The sequence below is a fragment of the Tropicimonas sp. TH_r6 genome (genome assembly GCF_033101155.1).
Lineage (GTDB): Bacteria > Pseudomonadota > Alphaproteobacteria > Rhodobacterales > Rhodobacteraceae > Tropicimonas.
The window spans coordinates 71,713-98,711 of sequence record NZ_JAWMPX010000007.1; the positions used below are offsets into that span (position 1 = coordinate 71,713).

The following is a 26,999-nucleotide window of genomic DNA, read 5'->3' on the forward strand; positions in this document are numbered from 1 at the left end:
CCGGGACAAGGCGTATGGGCTGCCCGCGCCGACCGAACCTTCCGAACAGACGTATACCCAAAGGACGCAACACATGTGCGCCGACACGCCCGAACCCAATACGCCCGACTACAAGCCCACCCTGAACCTGCCGCGCACCGAGTTCCCGATGCGCGCTGGCCTGCCCAAGCGCGAGCCGGGCTGGCTGGACCGCTGGGCGGAGATCGGGATCTATGAAAAGCTGCGCGAGAAGGCCGCCGCCACACCGCGCACGCCTTTCACGCTGCATGACGGCCCTCCCTATGCGAACGGCAACCTCCATATCGGCCACGCGCTCAACAAGATCCTGAAGGATATGGTTGTCCGCTCCCAGCAGATGATGGGCAAGGATGCCCGCTACATCCCGGGCTGGGACTGTCACGGCCTTCCCATCGAGTGGAAGATCGAGGAGCAGTATCGCCAGAAGGGCAAGAACAAGGACGAGGTGCCGGTTGTCGAGCTGCGCCGCGAATGTCGGGCCTTTGCCGAGAAATGGGTCGATATCCAGCGTGACGAGTTCAAGCGGCTCGGCGTGACCGGCAACTGGGACGATCCCTACCTGACCATGAACTATCATGCCGAGGCGGTCATCGCCGGCGAGTTCATGAAGTTCCTGATGAACGGCACGCTCTACCAGGGCTCCAAGCCGGTCATGTGGTCCGTGGTCGAGAAGACCGCGCTGGCTGAAGCGGAGGTCGAATATCACGACCACCAGAGCCACACGATCTGGGTCAAGTTCCCGGTCATCCGCGCTCTGGACCAGAACGGTGCCCGCCAGCCGCAGCGCGGCGTGAACGTCATCATCTGGACCACCACGCCCTGGACGATCCCCTCCAACCGCGCCGTCGCCTTCAACCCGGAGCTTTCCTACGGGCTCTACAAGGTCACCGAAGCGTCGGAGGACAACTGGGCCAAGGTGGGGGATCAATATCTTCTGGCCGACAATCTGGCCGACGAAGTGATGAAATCCGCCCGTGTCGATGCGTATGAGCGCACCGAGGATATCAGCGCCAAGCAGCTCGACCTCATGGTCTGCGCGCACCCGTTCCGCGGCATCGAGGGCGGCGAGGGCGAGTGGGATTACGACGTGCCCATGTTGCCGGGCGATCACGTGACCGACGAGGCCGGCACCGGCTTTGTCCATACCGCGCCGAGCCACGGTGCCGATGACTTCATCCTCGGCGTCAAGCACGGGCTGAAGATGACCCATAACGTGCTGGAAGACGGCACCTTCCGCCCCGAGCTTCCGCTGTTCGGCGGCGCGGTGATCTTTGATCACAAGGGCAAGGAGAAGGACGCCAACAAGCGGGTGATCGACGCCATGGCCGGTGTCGGCGCGCTGATCGCGCGCGGCCGGATCAAGCACAGCTACCCGCATTCCTGGCGCTCCAAGGCGCCGCTGATCTTCCGCAACACGCCGCAATGGTTCGCCTCCATCGACCGCGAGGTCGGCGACGGGCAGGACGCGCTCGGCAAGACGATCCGAAGCCGCGCGCTCAACGCCATCGACACGGTGAAATGGACACCCGAGACAGGGCGTAACCGGATCCATTCGATGATGGAGAACCGTCCGGACTGGGTGCTTTCGCGCCAGCGCGCCTGGGGTGTGCCGCTGACCTGCTTCGTGAAGAAGGGCGCATTGCCGGACGATCCGGATTTCCTGCTGCGCGATGACGCCGTCAATGCCCGCATTGTCGAGGCCTTCGAGGCCGAAGGCGCGGATGTCTGGTACATGGACGGCGCCAAGGAACGTTTCCTCGGCTCCGACTACAATGCTGACGCGTACGAGCAGATCTTCGACGTGCTCGATGTCTGGTTCGACAGTGGCTCGACCCATGCCTTCGTGCTGCGCGACCGCGCGGACGGCTCCGAGGACGGCATCGCCGATCTTTATCTCGAAGGCACGGACCAGCATCGCGGCTGGTTCCATTCCTCGATGCTGCAGAGCTGTGGCACCAACGGCCGTGCGCCCTATCGCGGTGTGCTGACCCACGGTTTCACGCTGGATGCCAAGGGCAACAAGATGTCCAAATCGCTCGGCAATACCATCGCGCCCGAGCAGGTCATCAAGCAATATGGCGCCGATATCCTGCGGCTCTGGGTCTCGCAGTCGGACTACACCGCCGACCTGCGCATCGGTCCGGAAATCCTGAAGGGTGTTGCCGACAGCTATCGCCGGCTGCGCAACACGATGCGCTTCCTGCTCGGTTCGCTTGGCGATTTTGACAAGATCGAGCCGGTGGCCGTGGAAGAGATGCCGCCGCTGGAGCGCTGGGTGCTGCACCGGCTCTACGAGCTCGACCAGGAGGTTCGCAAGGGCTACGAGGCCTATGATTTCCAGGGCGTGTTCCAGAAGGTCTTCACCTTCGCCACGGTCGATCTCTCGGCCTTCTTCTTCGACATCCGCAAGGACGCGCTCTATTGCGACGCCGATGACAGCCTGCACCGCCGCGCGGCGCTGACCGTGCTGGACATCCTGTTCCAGCGCCTGACCACCTGGCTCGCGCCGGTTCTGGTCTTCACGATGGAAGAGGTCTGGCTGGAGCGGTATCCGGGCGCCGAAAGCTCGGTGCATCTGCAGGATATTCCGGAGACGCCGGCCGAGTGGAACAAGCCGGAGCTGGACACGCTGGTCGAGCGGGTGCGCAATGTCCGCCGTGTCGTGACCGCCGCGCTGGAGGTGCAGCGACGCGACAAGGTGATCGGTTCCAGCCTGGAGGCGGCGCCGGAGGTCTATGTCGAGGATGCCGCGCTCGTGGCGCTGCTGCGGACGGTGAACTTCGCCGATATCTGCATCGCCAGCCAGATCACCCTGACCGAGGGGACGGCGCCCGATGGGGCCTTTACGCTGGACGAGATCTCCGGCGTTGGCGTGGTCTTCAAGCGGGCCGAGGGCGAGAAATGTCAGCGGTGCTGGAAGATCCTGCCCGATGTTGGCACGCATGCGCACGAGGGCACCTGCCAGCGCTGCGACGAGGCGCTTGGCTGAGGGCCATTGATCCGGATGACATGAGAAAGCGCCGCGGGAGGATATTCCGCGGCGCTTTTGTTTGGTGGACAAAAGCAGCATTGGTTCGAAACGCCAGCCGTGCCAGTCAGAACTTAGCCAGCCAAAGCCTTTGCGAGCCGCGGCAATCGCGCCTTCTTCAGCAGCTTGCGCAGGTCATGCGGCGCTGTGTCGATCTCCTCGGCCTGCGCCAGCACTTTCGCGCCGACCCGTTCCAGCGCCTCCGGATGGTCGAGCCAGAGCGCATGGAGAAACCCGTCCGGATCCTGCCGCGCCACGCCTTCTTCGGCGAGGATATGGCGCGGGAAATCCTTGATATTCAGTGTCACGATGACATCGGCGGAGCCGGCGATGGCGGCGGCGAGAACATGAATGTCATTCTCGTCGGGCAGCCAGAGACGGGCAAGGTCGCCATCGCGCGGCTGGATCGAGGCGCTTGGCCAATGCGCGCGCAGAAGCGCGATCTCGCCGCGCGCCTGCATCTCGTCCAATTCCCCACGTCGCGCCGCGGCCCGGGCCCATTCCTCGAGCAGACGCTCGGACCAAAGCGGCGTGAAGAGCCCTTCCGCCGCTGCGCCAAGCAGCACTTCCCGCATCACCGTCGGATAGAGCACGCAGGCGTCGAGCAGCACGCGCGTCACGGCGCGAGCCGGAAGACCAACGCCTTGAGATAGCCGCTCTCGGCGAGTTGCGGCAGCATCGGGTGGTCGGGGCCGGCAAAGCCTGTGTGCAGGAGCTGCCCGCGCCGTCCGCCACGGCCGATGCCGCGCGCCGAGGCGTTGCGGAACTTGGTCAGATCCGCCGCGTGGGAGCAGGAGCACAGCACGAGATAGCCGCCCGGCGCCACCAACGCTGCCGCCAGCCGCGCCACGCGCTCATAGGCGCGCAATCCGGCATCGAGCGACTGGCGCGAGGGCGCAAAGGCAGGCGGATCGCAGATGATGAGGTCGAACTGTGCGCCTTCGGCGGCCAGCGCCTCCATCGTCGCGAAAGCGTCGCCCTTGCGGGTGGTCAGGCGTGCCTCCGTCCCGGCAGCGCGCGCCCCGGCTTCGGCCAGTTCCAGAGCAGGGGCGGAGCCGTCGACACAGGTCGCTGAGACCGCCCCGGCGGCCAGCGCGGCAAGGCCGAACCCGCCAACATGCGAGAAGACATCGAGCACCCGGGCGCCTTCGGCAAACCGGGCCGCGAAGGCGTGGTTGGGCCGTTGGTCATAGAACAGGCCGGTCTTCTGGCCCCCCAGCAGGTCCGCCATATAGGTCGCGCCATTCATCGGCACCGGGATCGGCCCATCGACCGCGCCCTTCAGAACACCCATCTCCTCGGGCAGACCTTCATGCGACCGCGCGCGGCCCGAGCCGTTCTTGACGATGGTGCTGCAGCCGGTCACCTCGACCAAGGCGTCGGCAAGCTCGTCCGTCAACCGATCTGCCCAAGCCGCATTGGGCTGGATCACGGCGGCGTCGCCGAAACGGTCGATCACGACACCGGGCAGCCCGTCGGCTTCGGCATGGACAAGACGGTAATAGGGGGCATCGAAGAGCCGGACCCGCAGCTCCTGCGCCCGCGCGATGCGGGCGGCGAGCCAGGCGCGGTCGATCACCGCGTCACTGTCACGGTCGAGCATGCGGCAGATGATGCGGGAGTCCGGTGTGACCGCGACCACGCCCATCGGGCGGCGCTCGGAATCTTCGAGCCGGGCCAGCGTGCCCGGCGCGAGCGCCTTGGTGCGGCGGTCGGTGACCAGTTCATCGGAATACACCCAAGGAAAGCCGTGGCGCAGCGCGCGGGCATCGGCTTTCGGCTTGAGGCGGACTGTCGGGAGGGGGGCGGCCTGTTCATTCATCCGCCCGACCTAGCGCCTGAGAGGCGCGAGGGGAAGGGCGAAGCGGCTCAGACGGCCTGTTCGCCGCCGCGACGGAAGGGGCGCGTCACGAAACGGCCCGTTGCCACGACCATGCGGGCAAAGGCGGCGGCCCGCTGACGGGAGGCTTCGGCCTGAATTTCGTGCAGGTTCAGTTCAGTATCATTCATCTTTCGTCCCGCTCGTTTGCGCTTTCGTTTGCTCCCTGCACGCGAGATAAGTCAGGGATGGCCGCGCGACCAGCCATGTTAGCGGAAACTCCGCCTTGCAGGAGACACATGGCACTCTTGCTGCCGCAATTGACGGCGCCCCGGCGGCAACTGCATAAAAGTAAGGCCCGAATTGACCTGTTAGCGTTAACTTGTTAGGCCATGCCCAGCAATCAAGGAGCGAGTCCCATGAGCCTCAACCCCAATGTCGCAAAGGTGACAGACCGAATCATCGCACGCAGCCGCGACAGCCGGGGAGAGTATCTGGAACGGATGCGGGCAATGGCGGCGGCAGGTCCGGCGCGGGCGCATCTGACTTGCGGCAACCAGGCCCATGCCTATGCAGCGATGGGCCAGGACAAGGGGGCGTTGGCCGAGGGGCGCGCGCCCAATATCGGAATCGTCACCGCCTATAATGACATGCTCTCGGCGCATCAGCCCTTCGAGACCTACCCGGCGCAGATCCGCGAGGTCGCACGGGCGGCGGGCGCGACGGCGCAGGTGGCCGGCGGGGTTCCGGCGATGTGCGACGGGGTCACGCAAGGCCAGGCGGGCATGGAGCTCAGCCTCTTTTCGCGCGACGTGATCGCGATGGCGGCCAGCGTGGCGCTGAGCCATAATTGTTTCGATACGTCGCTCTATCTTGGTGTTTGCGACAAGATTGTTCCCGGATTGGTGATGGCAGCGGCGAGCTTCGGCCATCTGCCGGCGGTCTTCCTGCCGGCCGGCCCGATGCCCAGCGGTATTCCGAATGACGAGAAGGCGAAGGTGCGTCAGCAATTCGCGCAAGGCGAGGTTGGCCGCGACAAGCTGATGGAGGTCGAGATGGCCTCCTATCATGGCGCTGGCACCTGCACCTTCTACGGCACCGCCAATACCAACCAGATGCTGATGGAGTTCATGGGGCTGCACCTGCCCGGCGCGAGCTTCGTGGCGCCGAACACGCCGTTGCGCGCTGCACTGACCGAGGCGGGCGTCAAACGCGCGCTGGAGATCACGGCGCTTGGGAACGAGTTCAGGCCAGCCGGCGAAATCCTCGACGAGCGGGCCTTCGTCAATGGCATGGTCGGGCTGATGGCGACGGGCGGGTCGACCAATCTCGCGCTGCACCTGCCGGCGATGGCAAAGGCGGCGGGCATCCAGCTCGCGCTGGAGGATTTCGCCGATCTCTCCGATGTCGTGCCGCTGCTCGCGAAGGTCTATCCGAACGGGCTCGCCGATGTGAACCATTTCCACGCTGCGGGTGGCCTGGGCTTCATGATCGGCCAGTTGCTTGAGGCGGGCCTGCTGCATCCGGACACGCGGACGGTGGCGGGCGAAGGGCTCGGCCTCTACACGCGGGAGCCGAAGCTGCTGGACGACAAGCTGATCTGGGAAGAGGGCGCGGGTGCGAGCCTCAACGAAAAGATCCTGCGCCCTGCCGCCACGCCGTTCCAGCCGACCGGCGGGCTGAAGCAGCTCAAGGGCTCGCTGGGCCAGGGCGTGATGAAGGTCTCGGCGGTGGCGCCGGAGCGCCAGGTGATCGAGGCCAAGGCGCGGATCTTCCACGACCAGGGCTCAGTCAAGGCCGCCTTCCGGGCCGGCGAATTCACCGAGGATACCGTTGTCGTGGTTCGTTTCCAGGGGCCGGGCGCCAACGGGATGCCGGAACTGCACGCGCTGACGCCAGTGCTCGCCGTGTTGCAGGAACGCGGGCTGAAGGTTGCCATGGTGACCGATGGGCGGATGTCGGGCGCGTCGGGCAAGGTCCCGGCGGCGATCCATGTCAGCCCGGAGGCGGCGGCGGGCGGCCCGCTTGCGCGGCTGCGCGATGGCGACCTCCTCCGCGTGGATGCCGTCGCTGGCACGCTCGACGTGCTGGAAGCGGATTTCGAGACGCGCGCGCCCGTTGAAGCCGATCTCTCTGCCAATGCCCATGGTATCGGACGCGAGTTGTTCGCCAGTTTCCGCGCCAATGTTGGCCCCTCGACCGAGGGCGCCTGCGCGGTTCTCTGACCGCCTGCGGCAAAGGAAAGCCTTGACCCTCGCGCGCCGGCGCATTCTTTGTGCTCGCGCCGTGCTCGCGACATTTCCCGGTCCCTCCCTGGCCGGATACTGAAAGGACATAAGATGACCCCTCAGGAAGCCTCCATCAAATCCGCCGAAATCTGCCAACTGGCGCCGGTGGTGCCGGTGCTGGTGATCGACGATGCCAGCAAGGCACGGCCGTTGGCCGAAGCGCTGGTTGCTGGCGGGCTGCCGGCGCTGGAGATTACCCTGCGCACCCCGGCCGCGCTGGACGCGATCCGCGAGATGGCCAAGGTCGACGGCGGCGTGGTCGGCGCGGGCACGCTGCTGACCCCTGCGGACGTTGCCGCCGCCGTGGATGCTGGCGCGAAATTCGGTGTCTCGCCGGGCGCGACGGACCGACTGCTGGATGCCTGCGAAGAGGCCGACCTGCCGCTTCTTCCCGGAGCTGCCACTGCCTCGGAAGCGATGCGCCTGCTGGAGCGCGGCTACACGGTGCAGAAGTTTTTTCCCGCTGAAGCCGCTGGTGGCGCGCCCGCGCTGAAGGGGATCGGTGCCCCGCTGCCGCAGATCAAGTTCTGCCCGACGGGCGGCGTCTCGCCCTCCAATGCGGCGACCTATCTGGCGCTGTCCAACACACTCTGCGTCGGCGGTTCCTGGGTCGCGCCGAAGGACCTCGTCGAAGCTGGCGACTGGGATGCGATCACGGCGCTTGCCGCGGAAGCCGCCAAGCTCGGCGCCTGAGTCAGACCGACTGATCGGACCAAAAACGGGCGCGCGGGCTTTCCTGCGCGCCCGTTTTGCTGTGAGCTGTCGCAAGACCGCAGGACTGGCCGTGTAAAAGTGGCAATAACAACGGATGCTTCGAGAATGACCGACGCTACGCCCGAAACCCCAGATGGCCGCCCCGGCGAGGTCTTCGCCGCATTCCTCAAGCTCGGCCTGACCTCCTTTGGCGGCCCGATCGCGCATCTGGGCTATTTCCGCGAGGCCTTCGTGACCCGGCGCGGCTGGCTCTCGGACAGCGCCTATGCCGATCTTGTCGCTCTCTGCCAGTTCCTGCCGGGGCCTGCCTCCAGCCAGGTCGGTTTTGCCATCGGGTTGATGCGCGCCGGACCCTGGGGTGCGGTGGCGGCCTTCGCCGCCTTTACCCTGCCATCGGCGCTACTGCTCATCGCCTTCGCCGCGGGCGCTGCCGCACTGGACGGACCGGTGGGGCAGGGGGCGATCTCGGGGTTGAAGATCGTTGCCGTGGCCATCGTCGCGCAGGCCGTGCTGGGCATGGCGAAGAGCCTCTGCCCGGATCGCGAACGCGCCGGCATCGCCGTGCTTGCGGTTGCCTTGCTTGCCGCCCTGCCGGGACCGCTGGCGATGGTCGGCGCAATCCTCGCGGGCGGGCTGGCCGGCCTCGCGCTCGGGCGCGGCGCGCCGTCGGAGCTTGACGGGCGTTTGCCGGTGCCGATCACGCCGCGCGTGGGCGCGATCTGCCTCGCCGCCTTCCTTGCCCTGCTACTCGTGCTGCCGCTGCTGGCCGGTTTCGGCGCGGGGGTCGCCCTGTTCGACAGTTTCTACCGCGCCGGTGCGCTGGTCTTTGGCGGCGGTCATGTCGTTCTGCCATTGCTTGAGGCGGAAATGGTCCGGGGCGGGCAGGTCAGCGCCGATGCCTTCCTTGCGGGCTACGGGGCCGCGCAGGCCGTGCCCGGACCGCTCTTCACATTTGCGGCCTATCTCGGCGCAGTCGCCAGCGGGCTCGGTGGTGCGCTGGTCGCGCTGCTGGCGATCTTCCTGCCGGGCTTCTTGCTTCTGCTCGGCGCGCTGCCCTTCTGGGATGCCTTTCGTCGCCGCGCGCGCGCTCAAAGCCTTCTGCAGGGCGCCAATGCCGCCGTGGTCGGCATCCTGGGCGCGGCGCTCTATGACCCGGTTTTTACGGCCGGCGTCGGAGACATGGCCGATTTCGCGCTGGCGCTGGCCTGTTTCGTCCTGCTGGTGGCCTGGAAAATGCCGTCCTGGGCTGTGGTTCTGGTCGGCGCGGCGGGCGGCGTCGGCTTGGCGCTCGTTTGACTGTCGCCGAGCGCGCTCCTCCCGGAGCAATGACGACCCGCTCCGCGCAGGCTACCAGCGACCGGTCAGCACCCGCCGCGACAGGCTCGCCCATTGGCGCAACGGGCTTTCTTCGAGCGCTCCCTGAACAACCCGATCCGGCGCCGAAACCGCGCATTTCAGGCTGGCCTCCGCGCGCCAGGCAGCTCGCAAAGCCGGCGCGACTTCTTTCGAGATAGGCACCCGCCGCGCGGCGGAGAGTCGCTCCAGCCCGCGATGGGCGAGCGCTGCGACCGAGCCCGGTCGTCCGTCATGGAGCGGAAACCGTCCGCGGGCTTCCAGCGCCGGCACGGCCCGGAACAACGCCGCCAGCCCGCCGGCCCAGCCGATATCGCGAACGGTTGGTTCGAGCTCCGCCGGGGCGCCAAGCGCCTGTGCGGACGCCCACATCAACCCCGCCGCGCTCGCGTCCAGATAGCGGTCGAATTCTTCAGCGCTCTCGAAGGGGTCGCGGTAGATATCCCACCGCCGCGCCGCCACCAATGCCTGAAGCGGTGCCACGTCCAGCCCGCGCTCGCGGACCAGTCCAGCCAGCGGCGTTGCCACCTCATGGGACTGGATGGCCGCCCCATCGGCAATCTGGCCGAGCAGGTCGGTCCACCATTGCAGCCGCATCTCGCAGATCATCGGCTCCTGGCTCGCCCAGGGCGCGCGCGTGACCTCGACATTGAAGGCATAGAGTGGAAACAGACCTTCCCGCGCCGCCACCGGTGCCGTCATCGCCGCGCGGAACCGGTCCGGGTCCCCGCGCTCGACCAGCGCCGCGCAATCGGCAATGCTCATGCGGGCTCCGCCACGACCAGCAGGTAGGCGATCCGATCTGCTGCCGCGCGCCAGCCTGCAATCTCTGCCTCGCCCTCGACAAGTGCGGCTTCCACCGCGTCTGACAGGCCCTCGGAGCGCAGCTCTGCGATCCGTGCCTCCATTGGCGCGTAATAGGCCTCCCAGGGAGCGCCGATGATCTCCCGCGTGTCGAGAATCCGGTATCCCGCCGCCGCGACCCGCGCCTCGATCCCGGCCAGTTCCGTGATTTGCGGATATTCCTCCCAGTAGTCCCGAACCGCCTGCGGCTCGTTCGGTCCCAGCAGGATCGGTTCGGAGAAGGCGACCTTGCCGCCGCGTGTCAAAGCCGGACGCCAGGCCGTCAGCCCTTCGGTCACGCCGAGGAAATAGAGCGCGCCCGCGCACCAGATCAGGTCATAGGGGCCGGTCAACTCCGCCATCGATCCAGCCCAGGCTTTCACCCGAGGTCCGAACCGCGCAACCCGCGCCGCCGCGGCTTCTGCGAAATAGGGATGCAGGTCCAGCGCGTCGATCCAGGCTTCCGGCAACAATTCGGCCAGCACTTCCGTATCCGCGCCCGGTCCGCACCCCGCATCGCAGACCCGCGCCCGTCCATGCGTCCCGGCCAGGTTCACCGCCCAGGCCACGTCTTCCGGCGTGCCCGGCCCTTCCCGGGGCAGGTCCTTGTGAAGTGTAAAGAACGGGCTCAAATCCATTGATATTCCTCCGTTTTAATGCGTGTCGGTGGGCGCTCCGTCGCGCAGCAGCTTCCACTGGATTGCCTCCAGCAGCGCTTCGAAGGAGGCGTCCACGATATTGGGCGACACGCCCACTGTCGACCAGCGCCGTCCATGCGCATCCTCGCTGTCGATAATAACCCGAGTGACAGCTTCGGTGCCACCATTGGTGATCCGCACCTTGAAATCGACCAGCTTCATATCGGCGATATAAGGCTGGAGCGGGCCGAGATCCTTGGCCAGCGCCCGGCTGAGCGCGTTGACCGGGCCGCGATCCGAGCCGTCCGGGTCCAGCGATTCCGAGACCGAGAGCCGCTTCTCGCCATCGATGAAGAGCACGACAACGGCCTCCGAGAGCGTGATCGTCTCCCCCAGCCGGTTCTTGCGCCGCTCCACCGTGACCCGATAGCGGTCGATCTTGAAATAGCTCGGCAGCAGGCCCAGTTCGCGCCGCGCCAGCAGCTCGAAGCTCGCCTGCGCGGTGTCATAGGTGTAGCCCGCCGATTCCCGCGCCTTGACGAGATCAAGGATCCGCGCCAGCGCCGGATCGCCCTTCTCGACGCTCAGCCCGGCATCCGAGAGCCGCTTGCGCAGGTTCGACTGCCCGGCCTGGTTGGACATCGGGATGATCCGCTCATTGCCGACCACCGATGGGTCGACATGCTCATAGGTCGACGGGTCCTTGAGCATGGCACTCGCATGCAGCCCGGCCTTGTGCGCAAAGGCCGAGGCGCCGACATAGGCCGCACTGCGCTGCGGCACGCGGTTCAGGATGTCGTCCATCAACCGGCTGGCCCGCGTCAGGCTCTCCAGCCCGTCCGGAGTGACCCCGGTCCCCAGCGTGCTCGCATAGGGCTCCTTGAGCAGCAGGGTGGGGATCAGCGAGACGAGGTTGGCATTGCCGCAGCGCTCGCCCAACCCGTTCAGAGTGCCCTGGACCTGCCGCGCGCCCGCCTCGACGGCGGCCAGCGTGCCGGCAACGGCGTTTTCGGTGTCATTATGGGTGTGAATGCCGAGCTTGTCGCCGGGGATGCCGCTTGCGATCACCGCCCGGGTGATCTCGCCGATCTCGCTCGGCAGCGTGCCGCCATTGGTGTCGCACAGCACGACCCAACGCGCGCCCGCCTCCAACGCGGCATGCAGGCTCGCCAGCGCGTATTCGGGATTGGCCTTGTAGCCGTCGAAGAAATGCTCCGCGTCGAACATCGCCTCGCGCCCCAGTCCGACGAGGTAGGAGACCGAGTCGGCGATCGCCGCGATATTCTCCTCCAGTTCGACGCCCAACGCCTTGGTCACGTGGAAATCATAACTCTTGCCGACAAGACAGACCGCCGGTGTATTGGCATTCACCACGCCCGCAAGCACCTCGTCATTGGCCGCCGAACGGCCAACCCGCTTGGTCATGCCAAAGGCAAGGAAGGTCGCGTTCCGCAGCTTCGGCGCGGCTTCGAAGAACTCGCTATCGGTCGGGTTGGCCCCGGGCCAGCCGCCTTCGACATAGTCGATCCCGAGCTCGTCCAGCATCCGCGCAATCTGGTGCTTGTCCTCAAGGCTGAACTGCACGCCCTGCGTCTGTTGTCCATCCCGCAGGGTCGTATCGAACAGGTAAAGACGTTCCTTGCTCATGCCGCACCCCTTCCTTTCTGAAATTCGTCATGGTCCCGTGCTGCGCACCGAACGGAGGGCAGTGCCCGAACCGCGGGGTGGGCGAGAAGCGCCCGCCCCGGGGGGGCGGTTCGGGCGCTGCCCGGGACGCAAGCGCCCCGGGCGGTGTTCGTGTGGGCGGTCACTTTATCGCTTTCAGTTTGGATGGATCGAACTCTGCGGTCGGCTCGGCGTTTGGTCCTTCCGGGGTGACCGACAGTTTTAGGCCACAGGCCTCTAGCCCTTCTTTCAACGCATCCGCAGCGACGAAGTCGCGTGCCTTCCGCATTTCCTGCCACCTATCGACGAGGTTCGCGATCTCGATCGCATGGTCCGGTTCGTCGTGAACGGCGACCGGCGCAAAAACTTCTCTCCACCAATCTACTTCTTCGGCAGAAGGCAATCCAAGAAGCTTCATGGCGGCCTTCAGTTCAGGAAATTGCTCTCGTTTTAGCAAACCATGCATCGCGGCAATCGCACCGGCAGTATTGATATCGTTGGACAAAGCCTCAATTACCTCGCACGGCAATGAAGTGGATGGCTCAATCCCATCCGTCATTCTGTACCAACCTGCCAACGTCCGCTTTGCATCGCTAGCTTTGCGTTCGGTCCAGTCCATCGGCTTACGATAATGCGTCTGGAGATAGACAAACCGGATCACCTCGCCCGGGATGCCCTGGTGCAGCACGTCATGCACGGTGAAGAAATTGCCCAAGCTCTTGGACATCTTCTTGCCCTCGACCTGAAGCATCTCGTTATGCATCCAGATCTTCGCGAAGTCGCTGCCCGGATGGGCGCAGCAGCTCTGGGCAATCTCGTTCTCATGATGCGGGAACATCAAATCATTGCCCCCGCCATGGATATCGAAGCTCTCGCCCAGCAGCGCGAGACTCATCGCCGAGCATTCGATATGCCAACCCGGTCGCCCACGGCCCCACGGGCTGTCCCAGCCGGGAAGCTCCTCGGAGGACGGTTTCCAGAGCACGAAATCCATCGGGTTGCGCTTGTAGGGCGCGACTTCGACCCGCGCACCGGCGATCATGTCGTCGATGGACCGGCCGGAGAGCTTGCCATAGTCATCGTATTTCTCGACCGCGAAGAGCACATGCCCGTCGGCGGCATAAGCGTACCCGTCCGCGATCAACCCCTCGATCATGGCGATCATCTCGGCGATATAGGCGGTTGCGCGTGGCTCGTGGTTCGGCACCATCACGCCAAGCGCACCCATATCCTCGTGATACCAGCGGATGGTCTCCTCGGTGATCTCCGAAATCGGACGGCCGCTCTCCTGGGACCGCTTGTTGATCTTGTCGTCGACGTCGGTGAAATTCCGCACATAGGTCACGTGATCGGCGCCGTAGGTATGACGCAACAGCCGGTAGAGCACGTCGAAGACGATCACGGGGCGGGCATTGCCCATATGCGCCCGGTCATAGACGGTCGGCCCGCAGACATACATCCGCACGTTGTCGGGGTCGATCGGCTGCAGCACTTCCTTGCTGCGGGTCCTTGTATTCCAGAGCCTTATCTCGGCCATGATCACTCCTCGCGTTGCGCGCGCGGCGGGTCTAGCAACTTCGATCTGGAAAGGGAATGAAGGAACCGGCCCGCCTGACGATGTCAGCAGGTAATGCAGATGCAAATATTGATGCAGCGACGGTTCATGAGGGCGTTCATAACGCGCGGCGACTGTGGGGCCAAGCTTTTTCCTTTGCAGACGGGGTGGGGAGGCAAATTGTCTGTTGAGAGCCGGTTGGGGACTTTGGGTCCGAGCGCTGAAGGGCACGGCTCGCGTCCCTCATCCTTGAGAACAGGGCGAATGCCCGCTCCGTCCGCGAATTCCCCTTGCCGCGCCCTGATCCCCGAGGCAGGTTCGCGTCATGGATCGCGATGCCACCAGTTCATTCTGCGCAACCCTCCCGGGAGCCAACCTCAGCGCGCCTTTTGGGCCGGGCCATGACATTTGGAAGATCGGCGGCAAGATCTTTGCCGCGATCGGCGCGCAGGGGCGGGGTGTCTCGGTGAAATGCGCCGATATCGACACGGCCGAGATGCTGCGCGAAACCGGAGCTTTCGAAAAAGCGCCGTATTTCCATCGCTCCTGGGTCCTGCTTCCCTTCGAAACGACGGAAGAGGACGAAGCCGAACACAGGATCACGATGTCTTATGATCTGGTCCGCGCCAGCCTGACGAAGAAGCTTCAGGCCAGCTTCCCGCCGCGTCGCTAGACGTTTCCCGCGCCGACCATCGATCTCTTGCCGGGGCGCTTCGCTCGGGGTGACCGGCTCGTGGGTGGACGGGGCGAGGGCAGGGGCGGGCCGCCCTGTCGAATTCCCCGGGGCTTGCGGGGCGGCGCCGTCTCCGTGCTGGCGCTTTGGTCCGGCTTCGGCTAAAGCCTGCCGCAAAAGAAACGGAGCACGCTTCGCATGTCGCGCATTCTCATTACTTCGGCCATCCCTTACATCAACGGGATCAAGCATCTCGGAAACCTGGTCGGCAGCCAGCTTCCCGCCGACCTCTTCGCGCGCTACATGCGTGCACGGGGCAACGAGGTGCTGTTTCTCTGCGCCACGGATGAACATGGCACGCCGGCCGAACTCGCCGCGGCCAAGGCCGATATGCCGGTGGCCGAGTATTGCTCGCAGATGCACCGCGTTCAGGCCAGGATCGCGGCCGGCTTCCGGCTCAGCTTTGATCATTTCGGCCGGTCCTCCTCGGAGCAGAACCACCGGCTGACCCAGTATTTTGCCGGCAAGCTTGCGGAGAACGGCTTCATCGAGGAAGTCTCGGAGAAGCAGGTCTATTCCCATGCCGATGGCCGCTTCCTGCCGGATCGCTATATCGAGGGGACCTGTCCAAATTGCGGTTATGACAAGGCCCGTGGGGACCAGTGCGAGAACTGCACCAAGCAGCTCGACCCGACCGACCTGATCGACCCGCGCTCGGCCATTTCCGGCTCGACCGACCTCGAAGTGCGCGAGACCAAGCATCTCTACCTGCGCCAGTCGGCGCTCAAGGGTGATCTCGACGGCTGGATCGATAGCAAGGTGGACTGGCCGGTCCTGACGACGTCTATTGCCAAGAAGTGGCTGCATGACGGCGATGGACTTCGGGATCGCGGCATCACGCGCGACCTCAACTGGGGAATCCCGGTGAAGAAGGGCGAAGAGGAATGGCCCGGCATGGAGGGCAAGGTCTTCTATGTCTGGTTCGACGCGCCGATCGAATACATTGCCTGCGCGGCCGAATGGGCCGAGGCGCAGGGGCTGGAAGAGGCCGATTGGTGGCGCTGGTGGCGCACCGATTCCGGCGCCGAGGATGTGCGGTATGTCCAGTTCATGGGCAAGGACAACGTCCCCTTCCACACGCTCTCCTTCCCGGCGACGATCATGGGCAGCCAGGAGCCGTGGAAGCTTGTCGATTACATCAAGAGCTTCAACTACCTGAACTATGATGGCGGTCAGTTCTCGACCAGCCAGGGGCGCGGCGTCTTCATGGACCAGGCGCTGGAGATCCTGCCCGCCGATTACTGGCGCTGGTGGCTGCTCTCCAACGCACCGGAGACCTCGGACAGCGAGTTCACCTGGGAGAAATTCCAGGCCGGCGTGAACAAGGATCTCGCCGATGTGCTGGGCAATTTCGTCTCCCGCGTGACCAAGTTCTGCCGGTCGAAATTCGGCGAAGCGGTGCCCGCTGGCGGCGAGATGACGCCAGAAGGGCTCAAACTGGTCGAGGAACTCGACGCGCGCCTGAAGGCCTACACGGCCCATATGGAGGCGATCGAGGTGCGCAAGGCGGCGGCCGAACTGCGGGCAATCTGGGCCGCGGGCAACGAGTTCCTGCAAGGCGCAGCCCCATGGACCTCTTTCAAGACCGATCCGGATCGCGCTGCCGCCGATATCCGCCTCGCGCTCAACCTGATCCGCGTCTACGCGGTCATCTCCGCGCCCTTCCTGCCGGACGCTTCGGCCACGCTGCTCGAAGCGATGCGCACGGATGCGACCGACTGGCCCGAGGACATGGCGTCCGCTGTCCAAATCTTGCCGGCCGAGCATGGCTTTGTCGTTCCAGATACGCTGTTTGCCAAGATCGGTGACGAGGACCGGGCGGACTGGGCCGAGCGGTTCTCCGGCATTCGGAGTTGATCGGGCGCAAAACGCACCAACGCAAGCCGTGCCAGCGCCTGCCCGTGGGATGGCGCTGCATCGGCTGAGGTCTACGCTTTATCCCAACCAAGTCCGAAAAAGATCAATCCGTTGTGCCCGGGCTACAAAGCGCCAGCCCGCCGGGGCGGGCAGGCGCTGGCACGGCGGCCTTCGGCCTCGATTCCGTGCCAATCAGCGCTTAGCACCAATGACCCCAACCGCCTCATTGCCGTCACCCGTGCAAGGCGAGCGATCCCGGATTCTGTGCGTTTCTCGCAATAAGTCCGGGTTTCGGCAAAAAAAACACGTGCATCCTGAGCGTTCTGCGCCATTCTGGCCGTCACTGTTTGCCAAAGCCGGGAGGGGAGGCCCGACATGACAGACACAACCGAAATCCAGGCGTCACCACGCCCGGATATCGCGGAGCTTGACCGCTCCGACATTCTCTACGCGCTCGATATGGGCTGGAAGGATTTTCGCCGCGCACCGGGCTTCGGACTGGTCTTCAGCGGCGTCTATGTGCTGGGCGGGCTGATCCTGCTTTTCGTCTCGGGTGGCTTCGTTTCCCAGACGCTTATCCTGGCGCTCGGCTTTCCGCTGCTCGCGCCCTTTGCGGCCGTGGGGCTCTACGAGACCAGCCGGCGGATCGAGCTTGGCAAGCCGCTGGATCTCTACCAGATCTTCGGCGTCATCTGGAAAGAGAAGGACAGGCAGATCCCCTGGGTCGGCGCGATCATCGTGATCTATTTCCTGTTCTACTCCTTCCTCGCCCACATGATCTTCGCGCTCTTCATGGGGCTCTCGGTCATGACCAACGTGACCTCCTCGCTCGATGTTTTCCTGACAACAAACGGGCTGACGATGATCGCGGTGGAAATGCTGATCGGCGCTTTGATGGGCTTCATCCTCTTCGGACTCACGGCCTTTTCGTTGCCACTCCTGGTCGACAAGGAGATCGACTTCATGACCGCCATGCTGCTGAGCTTCGAGGCGGTGCGCGAGAATTTTGGGGTCATGTTCCTCTGGGCGATCATCATCGCGGTCTATGTCGTGCTGGCGATGATCCCGGCCTTCCTTGGCCTCTTTATCGCGCTGCCCGTACTCGGCCACGCGACCTGGCATCTCTACCGGCGGGCGCTGATCCACCCGGAATAAACGGCGCCCATCCCCCGCGACACTGACCCGTCCGAAAGAGGGCGGATTTGTCCAAGCGTGTCGCGAACGGGCCAGACCTGCGCTCGGCAACGGGGGACACCGGAGCGATTGAAAGCCCGAATCTCCCATGCGCCTGCTCATCTCCTTTGCTGCCCTGTTTCTCTCGGTCCTGCTACTGCAGCTTTCCTCCGGCGGCGTCGGCCCGCTTGACGCGCTCTCCGGGCTGCAACTTGGCTTCACCACCGCCCAGATCGGCTTGTTGGGTTCGGCCCATTTCGTCGGCTTCTTCATCGGCTGCTGGTGGGCGCCGCGGTTGATGGGCTCGGTCGGCCATTCCCGCGCCTTTGCCGCCTTCACAGCCGCGGGCGCGATCGGCCTGCTGGCGCATATGATGCTGGTTCATCCCTATGCCTGGGCGATCATGCGTATATCGACCGGCATCTGCATTGCCGGCGCCTACACGGTCATCGAGGCCTGGCTGCAATCGAAGTTGCGCAACGCCAATCGGGGGCGTGTCATGGGGATCTATCGTGCCGTCGACACGATGGGCAATCTCGGCGCGCAGCTCCTCATCGGGGTCCTCGCGCCGGCGGCCTATCTCTCCTATAACCTTCTCGCGCTGATCTGCTGTGCGGCGATCTTTCCGATCACGCTCTCGACGGTGCGCCAGCCCAACACGCCCGCGGCGCCCCGTCTGCGCCCTGGCCTCGCTCTCCGCGTCTCGCCGCTCTCCGCGGCCGGGGTCGTGGTCGCTGCCGTCTCGTCGGCCTCCTTCCGCATGGTCGGCCCGGTCTATGGACAGGAGGTCGGGCTGCTGCCGAGCCAGATCGCCTGGTTCCTTGCCGCCTGGGTTCTCGGTGGCGCGTTGGCGCAGTTCCCGGTGGGCTGGCTCGCCGACAAGTTCGACCGCCGCTGGATCCTGATTGGCCTCTCGGTCGCTTCCATCGGCTCCTGTTTCGCGACCATCTCCATCGGCACCGCGTCGGATGCCGTGATCTTCGGCAATGCATTTCTGTTCGGCCTCGTCTCTTTCCCGATCTTCTCGGTTTCCGCCGCGCACGCGCATGACTTCGCCGAGAGCAACCAGCGGGTCGAGCTTTCTGCCGCGCTGATGTTCTTCTTCGCCCTCGGCGCCATCGGCGCGCCGCTGTTCTCCTCGACGCTCATCGCGGTCTACGGGCCTGCCGCGCTGTTCGTCATGATCGCGATTGCTCATGCGGTGCTGGTCATCTTCGGCCTTGCCCGCATGCGCACCCGTCCCACCGTCGAGGCGCGCACGCCCTATGTCTATGCGCCGCGCACCTCCTTCACCATCGGTCGTCTGATGCGCCGTCACCGCGACCGTCGCCGCTGAGCGCGGGGAGGCGCCGGACAGGGGCTAACCGGACCTTTTGCATCATAATTCCCCCGTTTCTGGCGCGCGCGCAGTCTCTCCTTCCTGACTGCTTCTTTGGCAGGCACTCGGCTTCTGGTTGTAAAACGGCCCGGCATCGGACCGGAATTGCCTGAAAACGCAAAAAGAATCGGCGAAAACTTGCCGATTCGCCGCGCTGATCCGGGTGCGACAATGGAAAAGCTTCAATTTTCTTGCACGAATTCTGCACAGGTCCTAAGCCGCTTTAAGCTGGTTCCCGACGGGGATGACGTGGGCCGGCGGAAAAAGAACAAGAGATCCAGGGGACGGGACGGGCCTTTGCGTACGCGACCGAGCGACCGAATTCACAACTTCTTCGAACGATGGTTTCCGGAGCAGCGCCTCTTCCTGCGCTCGGAAAGCGAGCAGACGCGGTTCATCCGGCTGCGCCCGGGCACACAGGCCCTGGTGCTGTTCGGCTCTGCCGCGACGATTGCCTGGGCCATCCTGGCATCGTCCGTCCTGCTGATGGAAAGCATTGGCGCGGGCAACGCGCGCGAGCAGGCGCAACGCGACCAGGCGCTCTATGAGGAGCGGCTCAACGCGCTGTCTCTCGCGCGGGAATCGGCCGAGGTCGAGGCGTTGGCGGCGCATGAGCGTTTCAACGCCGCGCTGGAACAGATCTCCGGCATGCAGTCGCAATTGCTGACCTCCGAAGATCGGCGCCGCGAACTGGAGACCGGGATCGGCGTGATCCAGACCACCCTGCGCCGGACCATGCAGGAACGCGACGTTGCGCGGGACGAGACCGAGCAGGCGGTTGCCGTCCTTGAAGGTCGTGCCGAGGAGGAGGGCGAGCACAACTCGCTGGCCGAGGTCGATACGACCGTGGCCTTCCTCAACGAGGCGCTGGAGCGCACCGCCGAAGAGCGCGACGATATGCTTGCGCGTGCGGAGATGGCGCTGGAGGAAGCCGACGCAGCCAAGTTCGAGCGCGACCTGATCCTTGACCGCAATGACAAGATTTTCACCCAGCTCGAGGAAGCGCTGACCGTTTCCGTCGCGCCGCTGGAGAAGATGTTCACCAAGGCTGGCCTGCCGCCGTCGCGGCTGCTGGACACCGTGAAACGCGGCTATTCCGGCCAGGGCGGCCCGCTCATGCCGATCACCTTCTCTACCAAAGGCGTCGAGCCGACGCCGGACGAATCCCGGGCGAACTCTCTTCTCAAGGGGCTGGACCGGATGAATCTCTACCGGATCGCTGCGGAGAAGGCACCTTTCGGCATGCCGCTGAAGGACAGCTTCCGGTTCACCTCGCCTTTCGGGTCGCGTTGGGGGCGGATGCATAATGGCACCGATTTTGCCGCATCCCATGGCACACCGATCTACTCCACCGCCGATGGGGTGGTCACGAAGGCGGGTTGGCACTCGGGCTTTGGCCGCATGGTCAAGGTCCGCCACGAATTCGGCATCGAGACCTGGTATGCGCATATGTCCCGTCTTCGCGTTTCCGAGGGTCAAAGGGTCTCGAAAGGGCAGCGGATAGGTGATATGGGGAACACCGGACGGTCGACCGGCACGCATCTGCACTACGAGGTGCGCGTGAACGGCAAGCCGACGAACCCGATGAACTTTATCAAGGCAGCCAAAGATGTTTTCTAAGAGCCGAATCAACGAGCCCGGCCCGGCAAAGGAACCCGAAACCTCCAAGGTGCCCGAGGCCGCCAAGAAACCGGCAGTGCCCGGTCTTGACAGCAAGCCCACCGCGCCCAAGGCAAAACCGCCCGCGTCGGTTCTGTCGTCGGACCTGACCATTGTCGGTAATCTCAAGACCACTGGTGACATCCAGGTCGAAGGCACGGTCGAAGGCGATATCCGCGCCCACCTGCTGACAATCGGCGAGAATGCGACGATCCGCGGTGAATGCGTTGCCGATGACGTGGTGATCAACGGCCATATCGCCGGTCGCGTGCGGGGCCTGAAGGTCCGCCTGACGTCCACGGCCAAGGTCGAAGGCGACATCATCCACAAGACCATCGCCATCGAGAGCGGTGCGCATTTCGAAGGCTCCGTGCAGCGCCAGGACGATCCGCTCAGCGGCGCCGGCAGCAAGGCACTTCCGAAGCCGATCATTCCGGCGGCACCTGACGCCGAGGAGTGATCCGCCTGCCCATGCGGCGTGCAACAGTTTCTCAGGACAGTTTGAACGGGCGGTGCCAATGGCGCCGCCCGATTTCTTTGGCCTGACTGGACTCCGTGGTGCTCCCTGCTGCGGACCGGACGTTCTTGCGCCGCGGGGTCATAGCGGCTGCGTCCAGTTTTCGTGCCCTTGCGCGCGCAGCTCCGGTCTCGGCCTCCGACTCGAACGAGACCAATGCGCCCCGGGTGTGGCGCGTCCCTGGTCTGTGATCTCAGCGTGGCGCTGGCTGCAGGCGGCGTCGGCCGCTCCGATCCCGCGGGCCTTCCTGTATCGGCCAGTGGGCCGGAGGGGCGATGCGGCTGCGCAGGCGGCTGAGGGTCCAGGCGGTCCGGCCGGGGGCATGGGCCGGGGCAAACGACCAGCGGCTTTCGATCCCCGGCGCGCCGCCATCCCCCGGCGTCAGCAGCAGTCCGATCGGGGCGGGCAGGCCGGTCCCGGCCTCGGCGCCGGTCTCGGCCGCGAGGTGCAGCCGGCGCACCGGCGTCAGCGCGGGAGGGGCGGGCAGGTCGGCCACGACCAGCGGCACCGCCCCGCTGCGCAGTGCCTCTTCCATGCACCAGAGCAGGTCCTCCGCCCGTTGCGCGCGCAGCATCAGCAGCCGGCCGGGATCAATCCGTTCGCAGAGCCCCTCGCCATTGAGCCAGTCCGTCCCCCAGCCCGGCACGATCCAGAGAACCGGCCCCGCGCGTGCGGCGGCCACTTCCTGCGCCAGGCTTCGCCGTGCGGGGCCGCAGAACTCGTGCACGCGTGCCAGAGTCAGAGACATCTCGCCGAGGACGGGGAGGGCGGGGCGGCCGGAATGAGGCGCGCGGGAGAGCAGGGCGGCGTGGCTGGACATGCGGTGATCCTAACATGTTCCGCTTTTGTTCTCAATTTCAGATCGTCCCGGGCGGCTCGGAAAGGGCGGGCTATCGCGGTGCGCGGTGGAGGGGCTGCGTGGATCCGGCCGGCGCGCACCGTCTCCCGCCCCGCCGTCATGCCGAGCGTTTCGGCGGGATCGAATAGGTCAGCGAGGCCCGCGCGACAGGCGCCGCCTCCGCTTCCGAAAACACCAGCCCGTCGCCCACCGCCAGAACCCGCCCGAGCTTGAGCAGGCGCAACTCGCAGAGCAGGTCCCGGCCCGCCTCCGGTTTGCGCATGAAATCGATGGAGCAATTGGTCGTCACCGTCAGCGCCTCCGCCCCGATCCGGCTCATCAGGGCGAGATACATGGCGCAATCGGCCAACGCGAAGATCGACGGTCCGGAAACCGTTCCGCCCGGGCGAAGATGTTTCTCCCCGACGCAGAGCCGCAGAACGATCCCGTCTTTCGTGAGCCGTTCGACCCGGAAATCGGTCGCAACCTGCGGAAAGATCTCCGCCAGAAGCGCGTCAAGTTGCCGTTCGTCGAGGATAGTCTTCTGCATCTCTCCCTCACACCTGTCGGTTGATGGCCGGTTACGGCCTCAGAGAACACCCAGCGTCATGTTCTGCCACATGCCCCAGAAGGCCGTGACGAAGATCGAGACCATGCCCAGAATCTGGGTCAGGAAACGATGCATCTGGAGCTTTTCATGGAGGCCCGCCCCATCGGCATCCCGGATCTTCTGCGCCGTGCGCACCGACATCCAGGAGAGTATGCCCATCGGCGCCGTCAGCAGGAACACCGCCTGTGCAAATTCAACCGAGTAGACGAAGCCAAGCAGCGCCAGCATCGTCAGGGCAAAGCAGCCGATGGCGATGATCCAGATCCCGGCCGTATCGATGATGTAGAGGATGCGATTGACATTGACCCGCACGATATCGTGCAGGTCCGCCTCCGCCTCGCCGCCGAACCGGCGTGCGCGGGTGATCATGTCGAAGGGGACGCCGATAACCCAGTGGCTGGAGGTCGACCAGAGAACGGCCAGCGCGATCCAGTACCACAGGTTCGAGAACGACCGCATGTCGATCAGTTCGAACGCCGTCTGATACCAGTCCTGCACCGGAGAGCTCCTGTCGATAGCGCGCAGCGCCGGACCCTTTCCGCGCGCGCGTAGCTTGTGACCTAGCTTCCCTTGGGGGAGGGCGCAAGGCAACGCGGTCACCGCGCGCTCGCGAACTCTTGAGATAGAAGCAGATCCGTGCAACCTGAGCCAAACTGCGACCGAAAAACCACAGCAAGATCCCAGAACGGAGGCCCCCGATGCGCCCCAGCCAAGCCCCTTTCCCGGCAACCCGCCATCGTCGTTTGCGCCGCACTGAGCCGTTGCGGTCGCTGGTGCGGGAAAATGTCCTGACGCGGGAGGACCTGATCTGGCCGGTCTTCGTCCGGGACGGCGTGGGCGTGCGCGAGGAGGTGCCCTCCATGCCCGGCGTGATGCGCCGCTCCGTGGACCTGACCGTGGAGGCGGCGGCGGAGGCGGCCGAGCTGGGCATCCCGGCGATCTGCCTCTTCCCCTATACCGACCCCGCGCTCAAGACCGAGGATTGTGCCGAGGCCTGGAATCCGGAAAACCTCTCCAACCGCGCCATTCGCGCAATCAAGGCCGAGGTGCCGGGCATCGCCGTGATGACCGATATCGCCCTCGACCCCTACAATATCAACGGCCATGACGGCTATGTGGTTGATGACGAGATCGTTAATGACGAGACGGTCGAGGCGTTGGTCAAGATGGCGCTGGCCCAGGCCGAGGCGGGGGCGGACATTCTCGGCCCCTCGGACATGATGGACAGCCGGATCGGCGCCATGCGCACCGCGCTGGAGGCTGCCGGGCACCGGAACGTGACGATCATGTCCTATGCGGCGAAATATGCCTCTGCTTTCTACGGGCCGTTCCGCGACGCGGTTGGCGCCTCGGGCGCGCTCAAGGGCGACAAGAAGACCTACCAAATGGACCCGGCCAATACCGACGAGGCGTTGCGCCTGATCGAGCGGGACCTCACCGAAGGCGCGGATATGGTCATGATCAAGCCGGGGATGCCCTATCTCGACATCTGTCGCCGGGTGAAGGACACCTTTGGTGCGCCGACCTTCGCCTATCAGGTCTCGGGGGAATACGCGATGATCGAGGCCGCGTCCGCCAATGGCTGGCTCGACGGCGAGAAGGCGATGCTGGAGAGCCTTCTGGCCTTCAAGCGGGCGGGCTGCGACGGCATCCTGACCTATTTTGCGCCGCGCGTGGCGCGTCTGCTGAAGGACGGTTGACCACCGGCCCGCGGGGGGTGGTGCTGCCACGGCGTTCATCGCGCAGGCCTTGAAAGGCTGTCCTGTTCGCATCTTTTCGCGCGGTCCGGGCCTAGTCCTCTTTCGGTTTGCCCTCCGAGCTGAAAAGCCCGGCAAGTGCGCGTTTCACGATGCGGGAGACCGAAGGTTTCCGGCCCCGGTGGAAGGGCAGCGGCCGACAGACCTCGATGGCCGCAACGCCCACCCGGGCGGTCAGAGCGCCATTGACAACACCCTCGCCGAAGCGCCGCGACAGCTTGCTCAGCAACCCGCCGCCGGCCACCGAGGAGATCAGGTCGTCCCCGACAGCGACAGCGCCAGTGGCGACGAGATGGGTCAGAACGGAGCGGGTCAGCCGCAGGCTGCCCAACGTGCCCGAGCGCCCGCCATAGATCTCCCCGATACGGCGGATCATGCGCGTGGTCGACAGCAGCGCTGTCACCACATCGGCCAGCGCCAGCGGTACGATGGCCGTCACGGTGGCGACCTGCCGAGCGGCCGACTCGACTTCGCGCCGCGCCGCCTCGTCGAGCGGTGCCATCAGCTCCGTCTCCGCTAGGCCGAGCAGCGCGTCGGCGTCAAACTGTTCGCTGGCCCGCGCCTTGAAGCTTTCGCGCGCAAGCTCCAGCTCGCGGCGTCCGGCATAGAGCCCGTCCAGGCGCTCGGCCACACCGCGCGCCGCGGCGAGATCGCCGGTGGTGATCGCAGCATTGGCGTCGCGATGGATCTTGTCGAGACGCGACAGTCGGAAGAACCCCGCCGCCTCCCGCAGCGCCATCAGCAGCAGGCTCAGCAGCACCGCGCCGAGCAGCCCGAGCGCCAGCGTCCCGAGCGCGGAATTGCGCCCGAACATCGAGGTGACAAAATCCCAGGCCGCGACCGAGGCGGCAAAGGTGACGAAGCTCAACGCCGCGGCCCAGAAGAGCCGGCCGATCCGCGAGGGGCGGCGGCTGGCGAGCGAGATCGCCTGTTGCATCGCCACGCCTTGCGGCAGTTCCACAGCATCGGGCACGGGTGGCGCGTCGGCCGGTCCGGAGGCCGGGGGGGCGCCGGATGCGTCCTGTGCGTCGATCTCGATAAGGACCGGGCCTTTCGGTGTCTCGCTCATGCGCGGCTCCCTTCCTGCCGGCTGTCCGGCGATGTCGTGTCTATGCGCGCCGTGCCGTTCATCGCAGCTTGTCCCCGATCAGGAACTCGGCCGCCCGGTCGAGCCGGATATGCGGCGGACCCTCGCCGGGTTTCAGGGTCGAGGCGGCGGGGGCGAATTTCATCACCGAATAGTCGCCGTCGAGCCAGCGCTCGGCGCCCTGCTGCGCGGGCACAAGCAGGCGGGAGGGATCCTCTGGCAGGGTGCCGGGGTAGAGAACCGCATCGCGCCCGTCTTCCAGCCGCCCGCGCACCATGCCCAGCTCGGCGCCGTCGACTGAGCGCGTTTCCTCCGTGCTGGCGCGCAGCGAGGCGATGGCCATGGCGCGGGTTTTCGCGCCGGCGAAATCGGCGCGGTCGCGGGCCTGGCGCAGCATCGCCTCCATGATCGCGGTCATCTGCCCGTGCTGGCTGTGATGGATATGATCGGCCTTGGTGGCAGCAAAGAGGATGCGCTCGACGCGCTTCTGGCCGAGAAGCCGGGTCAGCCAGGCGTTGCGGCCGGGGCGGAAGGCGCCAAGGATGTCGTTCATCGAGCGGCCGAGATCCTCGACCGCGGCCGGGCCGGAATGAATCGCTCCGAGAAGGTCGACCAGCACGACCTGCCGGTCGATCCGGGCGAAGTGATCGAGGAAGAAGGGTTTGACCACGCGGGATTTATAGGCCTCGTAGCGGCGCTCCATCTCGCGGCGCAGCGCGCCGCGCGAGGGGCGCGTCTCCGGGCGGGGCAGGGGGGCGAAGGTCAGCGCGGGCGAGCCTGCCAGCTCGCCGGGCATCAGGAAACGGCCCGGTGTGCAGTCCGAGAAGCCATCGGCGCGGGCGGCGCGGAGATAGGCGGTATAGGACTCGGCCAATGCCTGGGCGGCGGTTTCGCCAAACTCGGCGTCGCAATCCGTTTCGCGCAGCGTTTCGAGGAAGGGCGCGGCGGCGCTGCGCGGTTCGGCGCGGGCGAGGATCTCGGCGGACCAGTCATCATAGCTCTGGTCCATCAGTTCGAGATCCAGCAGCCATTCGCCTGGATAGTCGATAATGTCCAGATGGACGGTGCGCGGCCCGGACAACGTGCCGAGCATTCCGCGCGGCTGCACCTTCAGCGAGAGCCGCAGCTCGGAGACCGCGCTTGTCGGCTCGGGCCAATGCGGCGCCGGGCCGGTCAGCGCCGCGAGATGCTGCTCGAAGGCAAAGCGGGGCACGGTGTCGTCTGGCTGGGGCTGCAGCCAAGCGCCGGTAATCGCCCCTTCGGCGGCGGCGGCGAGACCGGGCATTCGGCCGCGATCCATCAGGTTGGCCACAAGCGACGTGATGAACACGGTCTTGCCCGCCCGCGCAAAGCCGGTCACGCCAACGCGGATCACCGGTTCGAACAGCGCCTCCGACAGGGCCGAGCCCGCATCCTCCACGCCCTGTATCAGACCATTCGCCAATCTACCGATAACCACAGGACCCTCT

General features: G+C 65.5%; 23 protein-coding genes. 11 read left to right on the plus strand and 12 right to left on the minus strand.

Translation table 11 applies throughout. The annotated features are described in order from the left end of the window. Positions 1-73 precede the first annotated feature (73 nt). Complete coding sequence (ileS, locus tag R3X27_RS09105) at positions 74-3,007, plus strand: isoleucine--tRNA ligase (protein WP_317708538.1); 2,934 nt, start codon at positions 74-76, stop codon at positions 3,005-3,007. A gap of 113 nt (positions 3,008-3,120) precedes the next feature. Here ileS and R3X27_RS09110 read toward each other — a convergent pair whose 3' ends face one another. From R3X27_RS09110 to R3X27_RS09120, 3 genes are read right to left on the minus strand one after another with little or no spacing between them, the layout of a single operon-like run. Next, complete coding sequence (locus R3X27_RS09110) at positions 3,121-3,621, minus strand: RSP_2648 family PIN domain-containing protein (protein ID WP_411572476.1); 501 nt, start codon at positions 3,619-3,621, stop codon at positions 3,121-3,123. A 41-nt stretch (positions 3,622-3,662) separates the two neighbouring features. Further along, entirely contained in the window at positions 3,663-4,868 is a 1,206-nt protein-coding gene (locus R3X27_RS09115) for an RSP_2647 family RNA methyltransferase (protein ID WP_317708540.1), read from the minus strand. A gap of 47 nt (positions 4,869-4,915) precedes the next feature. Further along, complete coding sequence (locus R3X27_RS09120) at positions 4,916-5,056, minus strand: RSP_7527 family protein (protein WP_317708541.1); 141 nt, start codon at positions 5,054-5,056, stop codon at positions 4,916-4,918. 228 nt (positions 5,057-5,284) lie between these two features. Between R3X27_RS09120 and edd the strand changes: the two genes are divergently transcribed. The 3 genes from edd (at position 5,285) to chrA (ending at position 9,163) form a co-directional block, all read left to right on the plus strand. Next, entirely contained in the window at positions 5,285-7,090 is a 1,806-nt protein-coding gene (gene edd / locus R3X27_RS09125) for a phosphogluconate dehydratase (protein ID WP_317708542.1), read from the plus strand. A gap of 114 nt (positions 7,091-7,204) precedes the next feature. Next, the gene (gene eda / locus R3X27_RS09130) at positions 7,205-7,846 is read left to right on the plus strand and encodes a bifunctional 4-hydroxy-2-oxoglutarate aldolase/2-dehydro-3-deoxy-phosphogluconate aldolase (protein WP_317708543.1); all 642 of its coding nucleotides are present in this window, start codon (positions 7,205-7,207) and stop codon (positions 7,844-7,846) included. 126 nt (positions 7,847-7,972) lie between these two features. Further along, entirely contained in the window at positions 7,973-9,163 is a 1,191-nt protein-coding gene (gene chrA / locus R3X27_RS09135; protein WP_317708544.1) for a chromate efflux transporter, read from the plus strand. 51 nt (positions 9,164-9,214) lie between these two features. Here the strand turns inward: chrA and R3X27_RS09140 are convergent, their stop codons facing one another. From R3X27_RS09140 to cysS, 4 genes are all read right to left on the minus strand, one after another. Next, entirely contained in the window at positions 9,215-9,985 is a 771-nt protein-coding gene (locus R3X27_RS09140) for a squalene/phytoene synthase family protein (protein ID WP_317708545.1), read from the minus strand. Continuing rightward, positions 9,982-10,701: a class I SAM-dependent methyltransferase gene (locus tag R3X27_RS09145; protein ID WP_317708546.1), complete on the minus strand. Its 720-nt coding sequence runs from the start codon at positions 10,699-10,701 to the stop codon at positions 9,982-9,984. Before R3X27_RS09145 ends, R3X27_RS09140 begins: the two co-directional genes overlap by 4 nt. A gap of 15 nt (positions 10,702-10,716) precedes the next feature. Next, on the minus strand, positions 10,717-12,348 hold the full coding sequence (cimA, locus tag R3X27_RS09150) for a citramalate synthase (protein ID WP_317708547.1): 1,632 nt from the start codon (positions 12,346-12,348) through the stop codon (positions 10,717-10,719). A 160-nt stretch (positions 12,349-12,508) separates the two neighbouring features. Then, on the minus strand, positions 12,509-13,903 hold the full coding sequence (cysS, locus tag R3X27_RS09155; protein ID WP_317708548.1) for a cysteine--tRNA ligase: 1,395 nt from the start codon (positions 13,901-13,903) through the stop codon (positions 12,509-12,511). A 343-nt stretch (positions 13,904-14,246) separates the two neighbouring features. Between cysS and R3X27_RS09160 the strand changes: the two genes are divergently transcribed. From R3X27_RS09160 to R3X27_RS09185, 6 genes are all read left to right on the plus strand, one after another. After that, on the plus strand, positions 14,247-14,594 hold the full coding sequence (locus R3X27_RS09160) for an MmcQ/YjbR family DNA-binding protein (RefSeq protein WP_317708549.1): 348 nt from the start codon (positions 14,247-14,249) through the stop codon (positions 14,592-14,594). Between the two features lie 198 nt (positions 14,595-14,792). Beyond that, positions 14,793-16,511 carry a methionine--tRNA ligase gene (metG, locus tag R3X27_RS09165; protein WP_317708550.1) on the plus strand — a complete coding sequence of 573 codons (1,719 nt, stop codon included), beginning with the start codon at positions 14,793-14,795 and terminating at the stop codon, positions 16,509-16,511. Positions 16,512-16,886: 375 nt separating this feature from the next. After that, positions 16,887-17,666, plus strand: a complete 780-nt coding sequence (locus R3X27_RS09170; protein WP_317708551.1) for a DUF2189 domain-containing protein — start codon at positions 16,887-16,889, stop codon at positions 17,664-17,666. A 127-nt stretch (positions 17,667-17,793) separates the two neighbouring features. Continuing rightward, entirely contained in the window at positions 17,794-19,020 is a 1,227-nt protein-coding gene (locus R3X27_RS09175; RefSeq protein WP_317708552.1) for an MFS transporter, read from the plus strand. Between the two features lie 339 nt (positions 19,021-19,359). Next, a complete protein-coding gene (locus R3X27_RS09180) occupies positions 19,360-20,682 on the plus strand; it encodes a DUF5930 domain-containing protein (RefSeq protein ID WP_317708553.1) in 1,323 nt (440 codons plus the stop codon). Further along, positions 20,672-21,181, plus strand: coding sequence for a polymer-forming cytoskeletal protein (locus R3X27_RS09185; protein WP_317708554.1), 510 nt, complete (start codon positions 20,672-20,674; stop codon positions 21,179-21,181). The genes R3X27_RS09180 and R3X27_RS09185 overlap by 11 nt, the downstream gene beginning before the upstream one ends. Before the next feature lie 250 nt (positions 21,182-21,431). Here the strand turns inward: R3X27_RS09185 and R3X27_RS09190 are convergent, their stop codons facing one another. The 3 genes from R3X27_RS09190 to R3X27_RS09200 form a co-directional block, all read right to left on the minus strand. Beyond that, positions 21,432-22,058 (minus strand): hypothetical protein, encoded by a 627-nt coding sequence (locus R3X27_RS09190; protein ID WP_317708555.1) that lies wholly within the window; start codon positions 22,056-22,058, stop codon positions 21,432-21,434. A 136-nt stretch (positions 22,059-22,194) separates the two neighbouring features. Next, positions 22,195-22,626: a PaaI family thioesterase gene (locus R3X27_RS09195; protein ID WP_317708556.1), complete on the minus strand. Its 432-nt coding sequence runs from the start codon at positions 22,624-22,626 to the stop codon at positions 22,195-22,197. Positions 22,627-22,665: 39 nt separating this feature from the next. Beyond that, the gene (locus tag R3X27_RS09200) at positions 22,666-23,145 is read right to left on the minus strand and encodes a component of SufBCD complex (RefSeq protein ID WP_317708654.1); all 480 of its coding nucleotides are present in this window, start codon (positions 23,143-23,145) and stop codon (positions 22,666-22,668) included. A gap of 239 nt (positions 23,146-23,384) precedes the next feature. On the opposite strand from R3X27_RS09200, the gene hemB reads away from it, so the two are divergent. Next, positions 23,385-24,386, plus strand: coding sequence for a porphobilinogen synthase (gene hemB, locus R3X27_RS09205; protein WP_317708557.1), 1,002 nt, complete (start codon positions 23,385-23,387; stop codon positions 24,384-24,386). 91 nt (positions 24,387-24,477) lie between these two features. Here hemB and R3X27_RS09210 read toward each other — a convergent pair whose 3' ends face one another. Beyond that, the gene (locus R3X27_RS09210) at positions 24,478-25,512 is read right to left on the minus strand and encodes a TIGR01620 family protein (protein ID WP_317708558.1); all 1,035 of its coding nucleotides are present in this window, start codon (positions 25,510-25,512) and stop codon (positions 24,478-24,480) included. A gap of 58 nt (positions 25,513-25,570) precedes the next feature. Then, positions 25,571-26,989 carry a YcjX family protein gene (locus tag R3X27_RS09215; protein ID WP_317708559.1) on the minus strand — a complete coding sequence of 473 codons (1,419 nt, stop codon included), beginning with the start codon at positions 26,987-26,989 and terminating at the stop codon, positions 25,571-25,573. Between the last annotated feature and the right edge of the window lie 10 nt (positions 26,990-26,999).

Bases quoted from the DNA above. Each gene is read 5' to 3' on its own strand.
- ileS (WP_317708538.1), top strand. From the start codon at position 74: ATGTGCGCCGACACGCCCGAACCCAATACGCCCGACTACAAGCCCACC.
- R3X27_RS09110 (WP_411572476.1), bottom strand. From the start codon at position 3,621: ATGCGGGAAGTGCTGCTTGGCGCAGCGGCGGAAGGGCTCTTCACGCCG.
- R3X27_RS09115 (WP_317708540.1), bottom strand. From the start codon at position 4,868: ATGAATGAACAGGCCGCCCCCCTCCCGACAGTCCGCCTCAAGCCGAAA.
- R3X27_RS09120 (WP_317708541.1), bottom strand. From the start codon at position 5,056: ATGAATGATACTGAACTGAACCTGCACGAAATTCAGGCCGAAGCCTCC.
- edd (WP_317708542.1), top strand. From the start codon at position 5,285: ATGAGCCTCAACCCCAATGTCGCAAAGGTGACAGACCGAATCATCGCA.
- eda (WP_317708543.1), top strand. From the start codon at position 7,205: ATGACCCCTCAGGAAGCCTCCATCAAATCCGCCGAAATCTGCCAACTG.
- chrA (WP_317708544.1), top strand. From the start codon at position 7,973: ATGACCGACGCTACGCCCGAAACCCCAGATGGCCGCCCCGGCGAGGTC.
- R3X27_RS09140 (WP_317708545.1), bottom strand. From the start codon at position 9,985: ATGAGCATTGCCGATTGCGCGGCGCTGGTCGAGCGCGGGGACCCGGAC.
- R3X27_RS09145 (WP_317708546.1), bottom strand. From the start codon at position 10,701: ATGGATTTGAGCCCGTTCTTTACACTTCACAAGGACCTGCCCCGGGAA.
- cimA (WP_317708547.1), bottom strand. From the start codon at position 12,348: ATGAGCAAGGAACGTCTTTACCTGTTCGATACGACCCTGCGGGATGGA.
- cysS (WP_317708548.1), bottom strand. From the start codon at position 13,903: ATGGCCGAGATAAGGCTCTGGAATACAAGGACCCGCAGCAAGGAAGTG.
- R3X27_RS09160 (WP_317708549.1), top strand. From the start codon at position 14,247: ATGGATCGCGATGCCACCAGTTCATTCTGCGCAACCCTCCCGGGAGCC.
- metG (WP_317708550.1), top strand. From the start codon at position 14,793: ATGTCGCGCATTCTCATTACTTCGGCCATCCCTTACATCAACGGGATC.
- R3X27_RS09170 (WP_317708551.1), top strand. From the start codon at position 16,887: ATGACAGACACAACCGAAATCCAGGCGTCACCACGCCCGGATATCGCG.
- R3X27_RS09175 (WP_317708552.1), top strand. From the start codon at position 17,794: ATGCGCCTGCTCATCTCCTTTGCTGCCCTGTTTCTCTCGGTCCTGCTA.
- R3X27_RS09185 (WP_317708554.1), top strand. From the start codon at position 20,672: ATGTTTTCTAAGAGCCGAATCAACGAGCCCGGCCCGGCAAAGGAACCC.
- R3X27_RS09190 (WP_317708555.1), bottom strand. From the start codon at position 22,058: ATGTCCAGCCACGCCGCCCTGCTCTCCCGCGCGCCTCATTCCGGCCGC.
- R3X27_RS09195 (WP_317708556.1), bottom strand. From the start codon at position 22,626: ATGCAGAAGACTATCCTCGACGAACGGCAACTTGACGCGCTTCTGGCG.
- R3X27_RS09200 (WP_317708654.1), bottom strand. From the start codon at position 23,145: ATGCGGTCGTTCTCGAACCTGTGGTACTGGATCGCGCTGGCCGTTCTC.
- hemB (WP_317708557.1), top strand. From the start codon at position 23,385: ATGCGCCCCAGCCAAGCCCCTTTCCCGGCAACCCGCCATCGTCGTTTG.
- R3X27_RS09210 (WP_317708558.1), bottom strand. From the start codon at position 25,512: ATGAGCGAGACACCGAAAGGCCCGGTCCTTATCGAGATCGACGCACAG.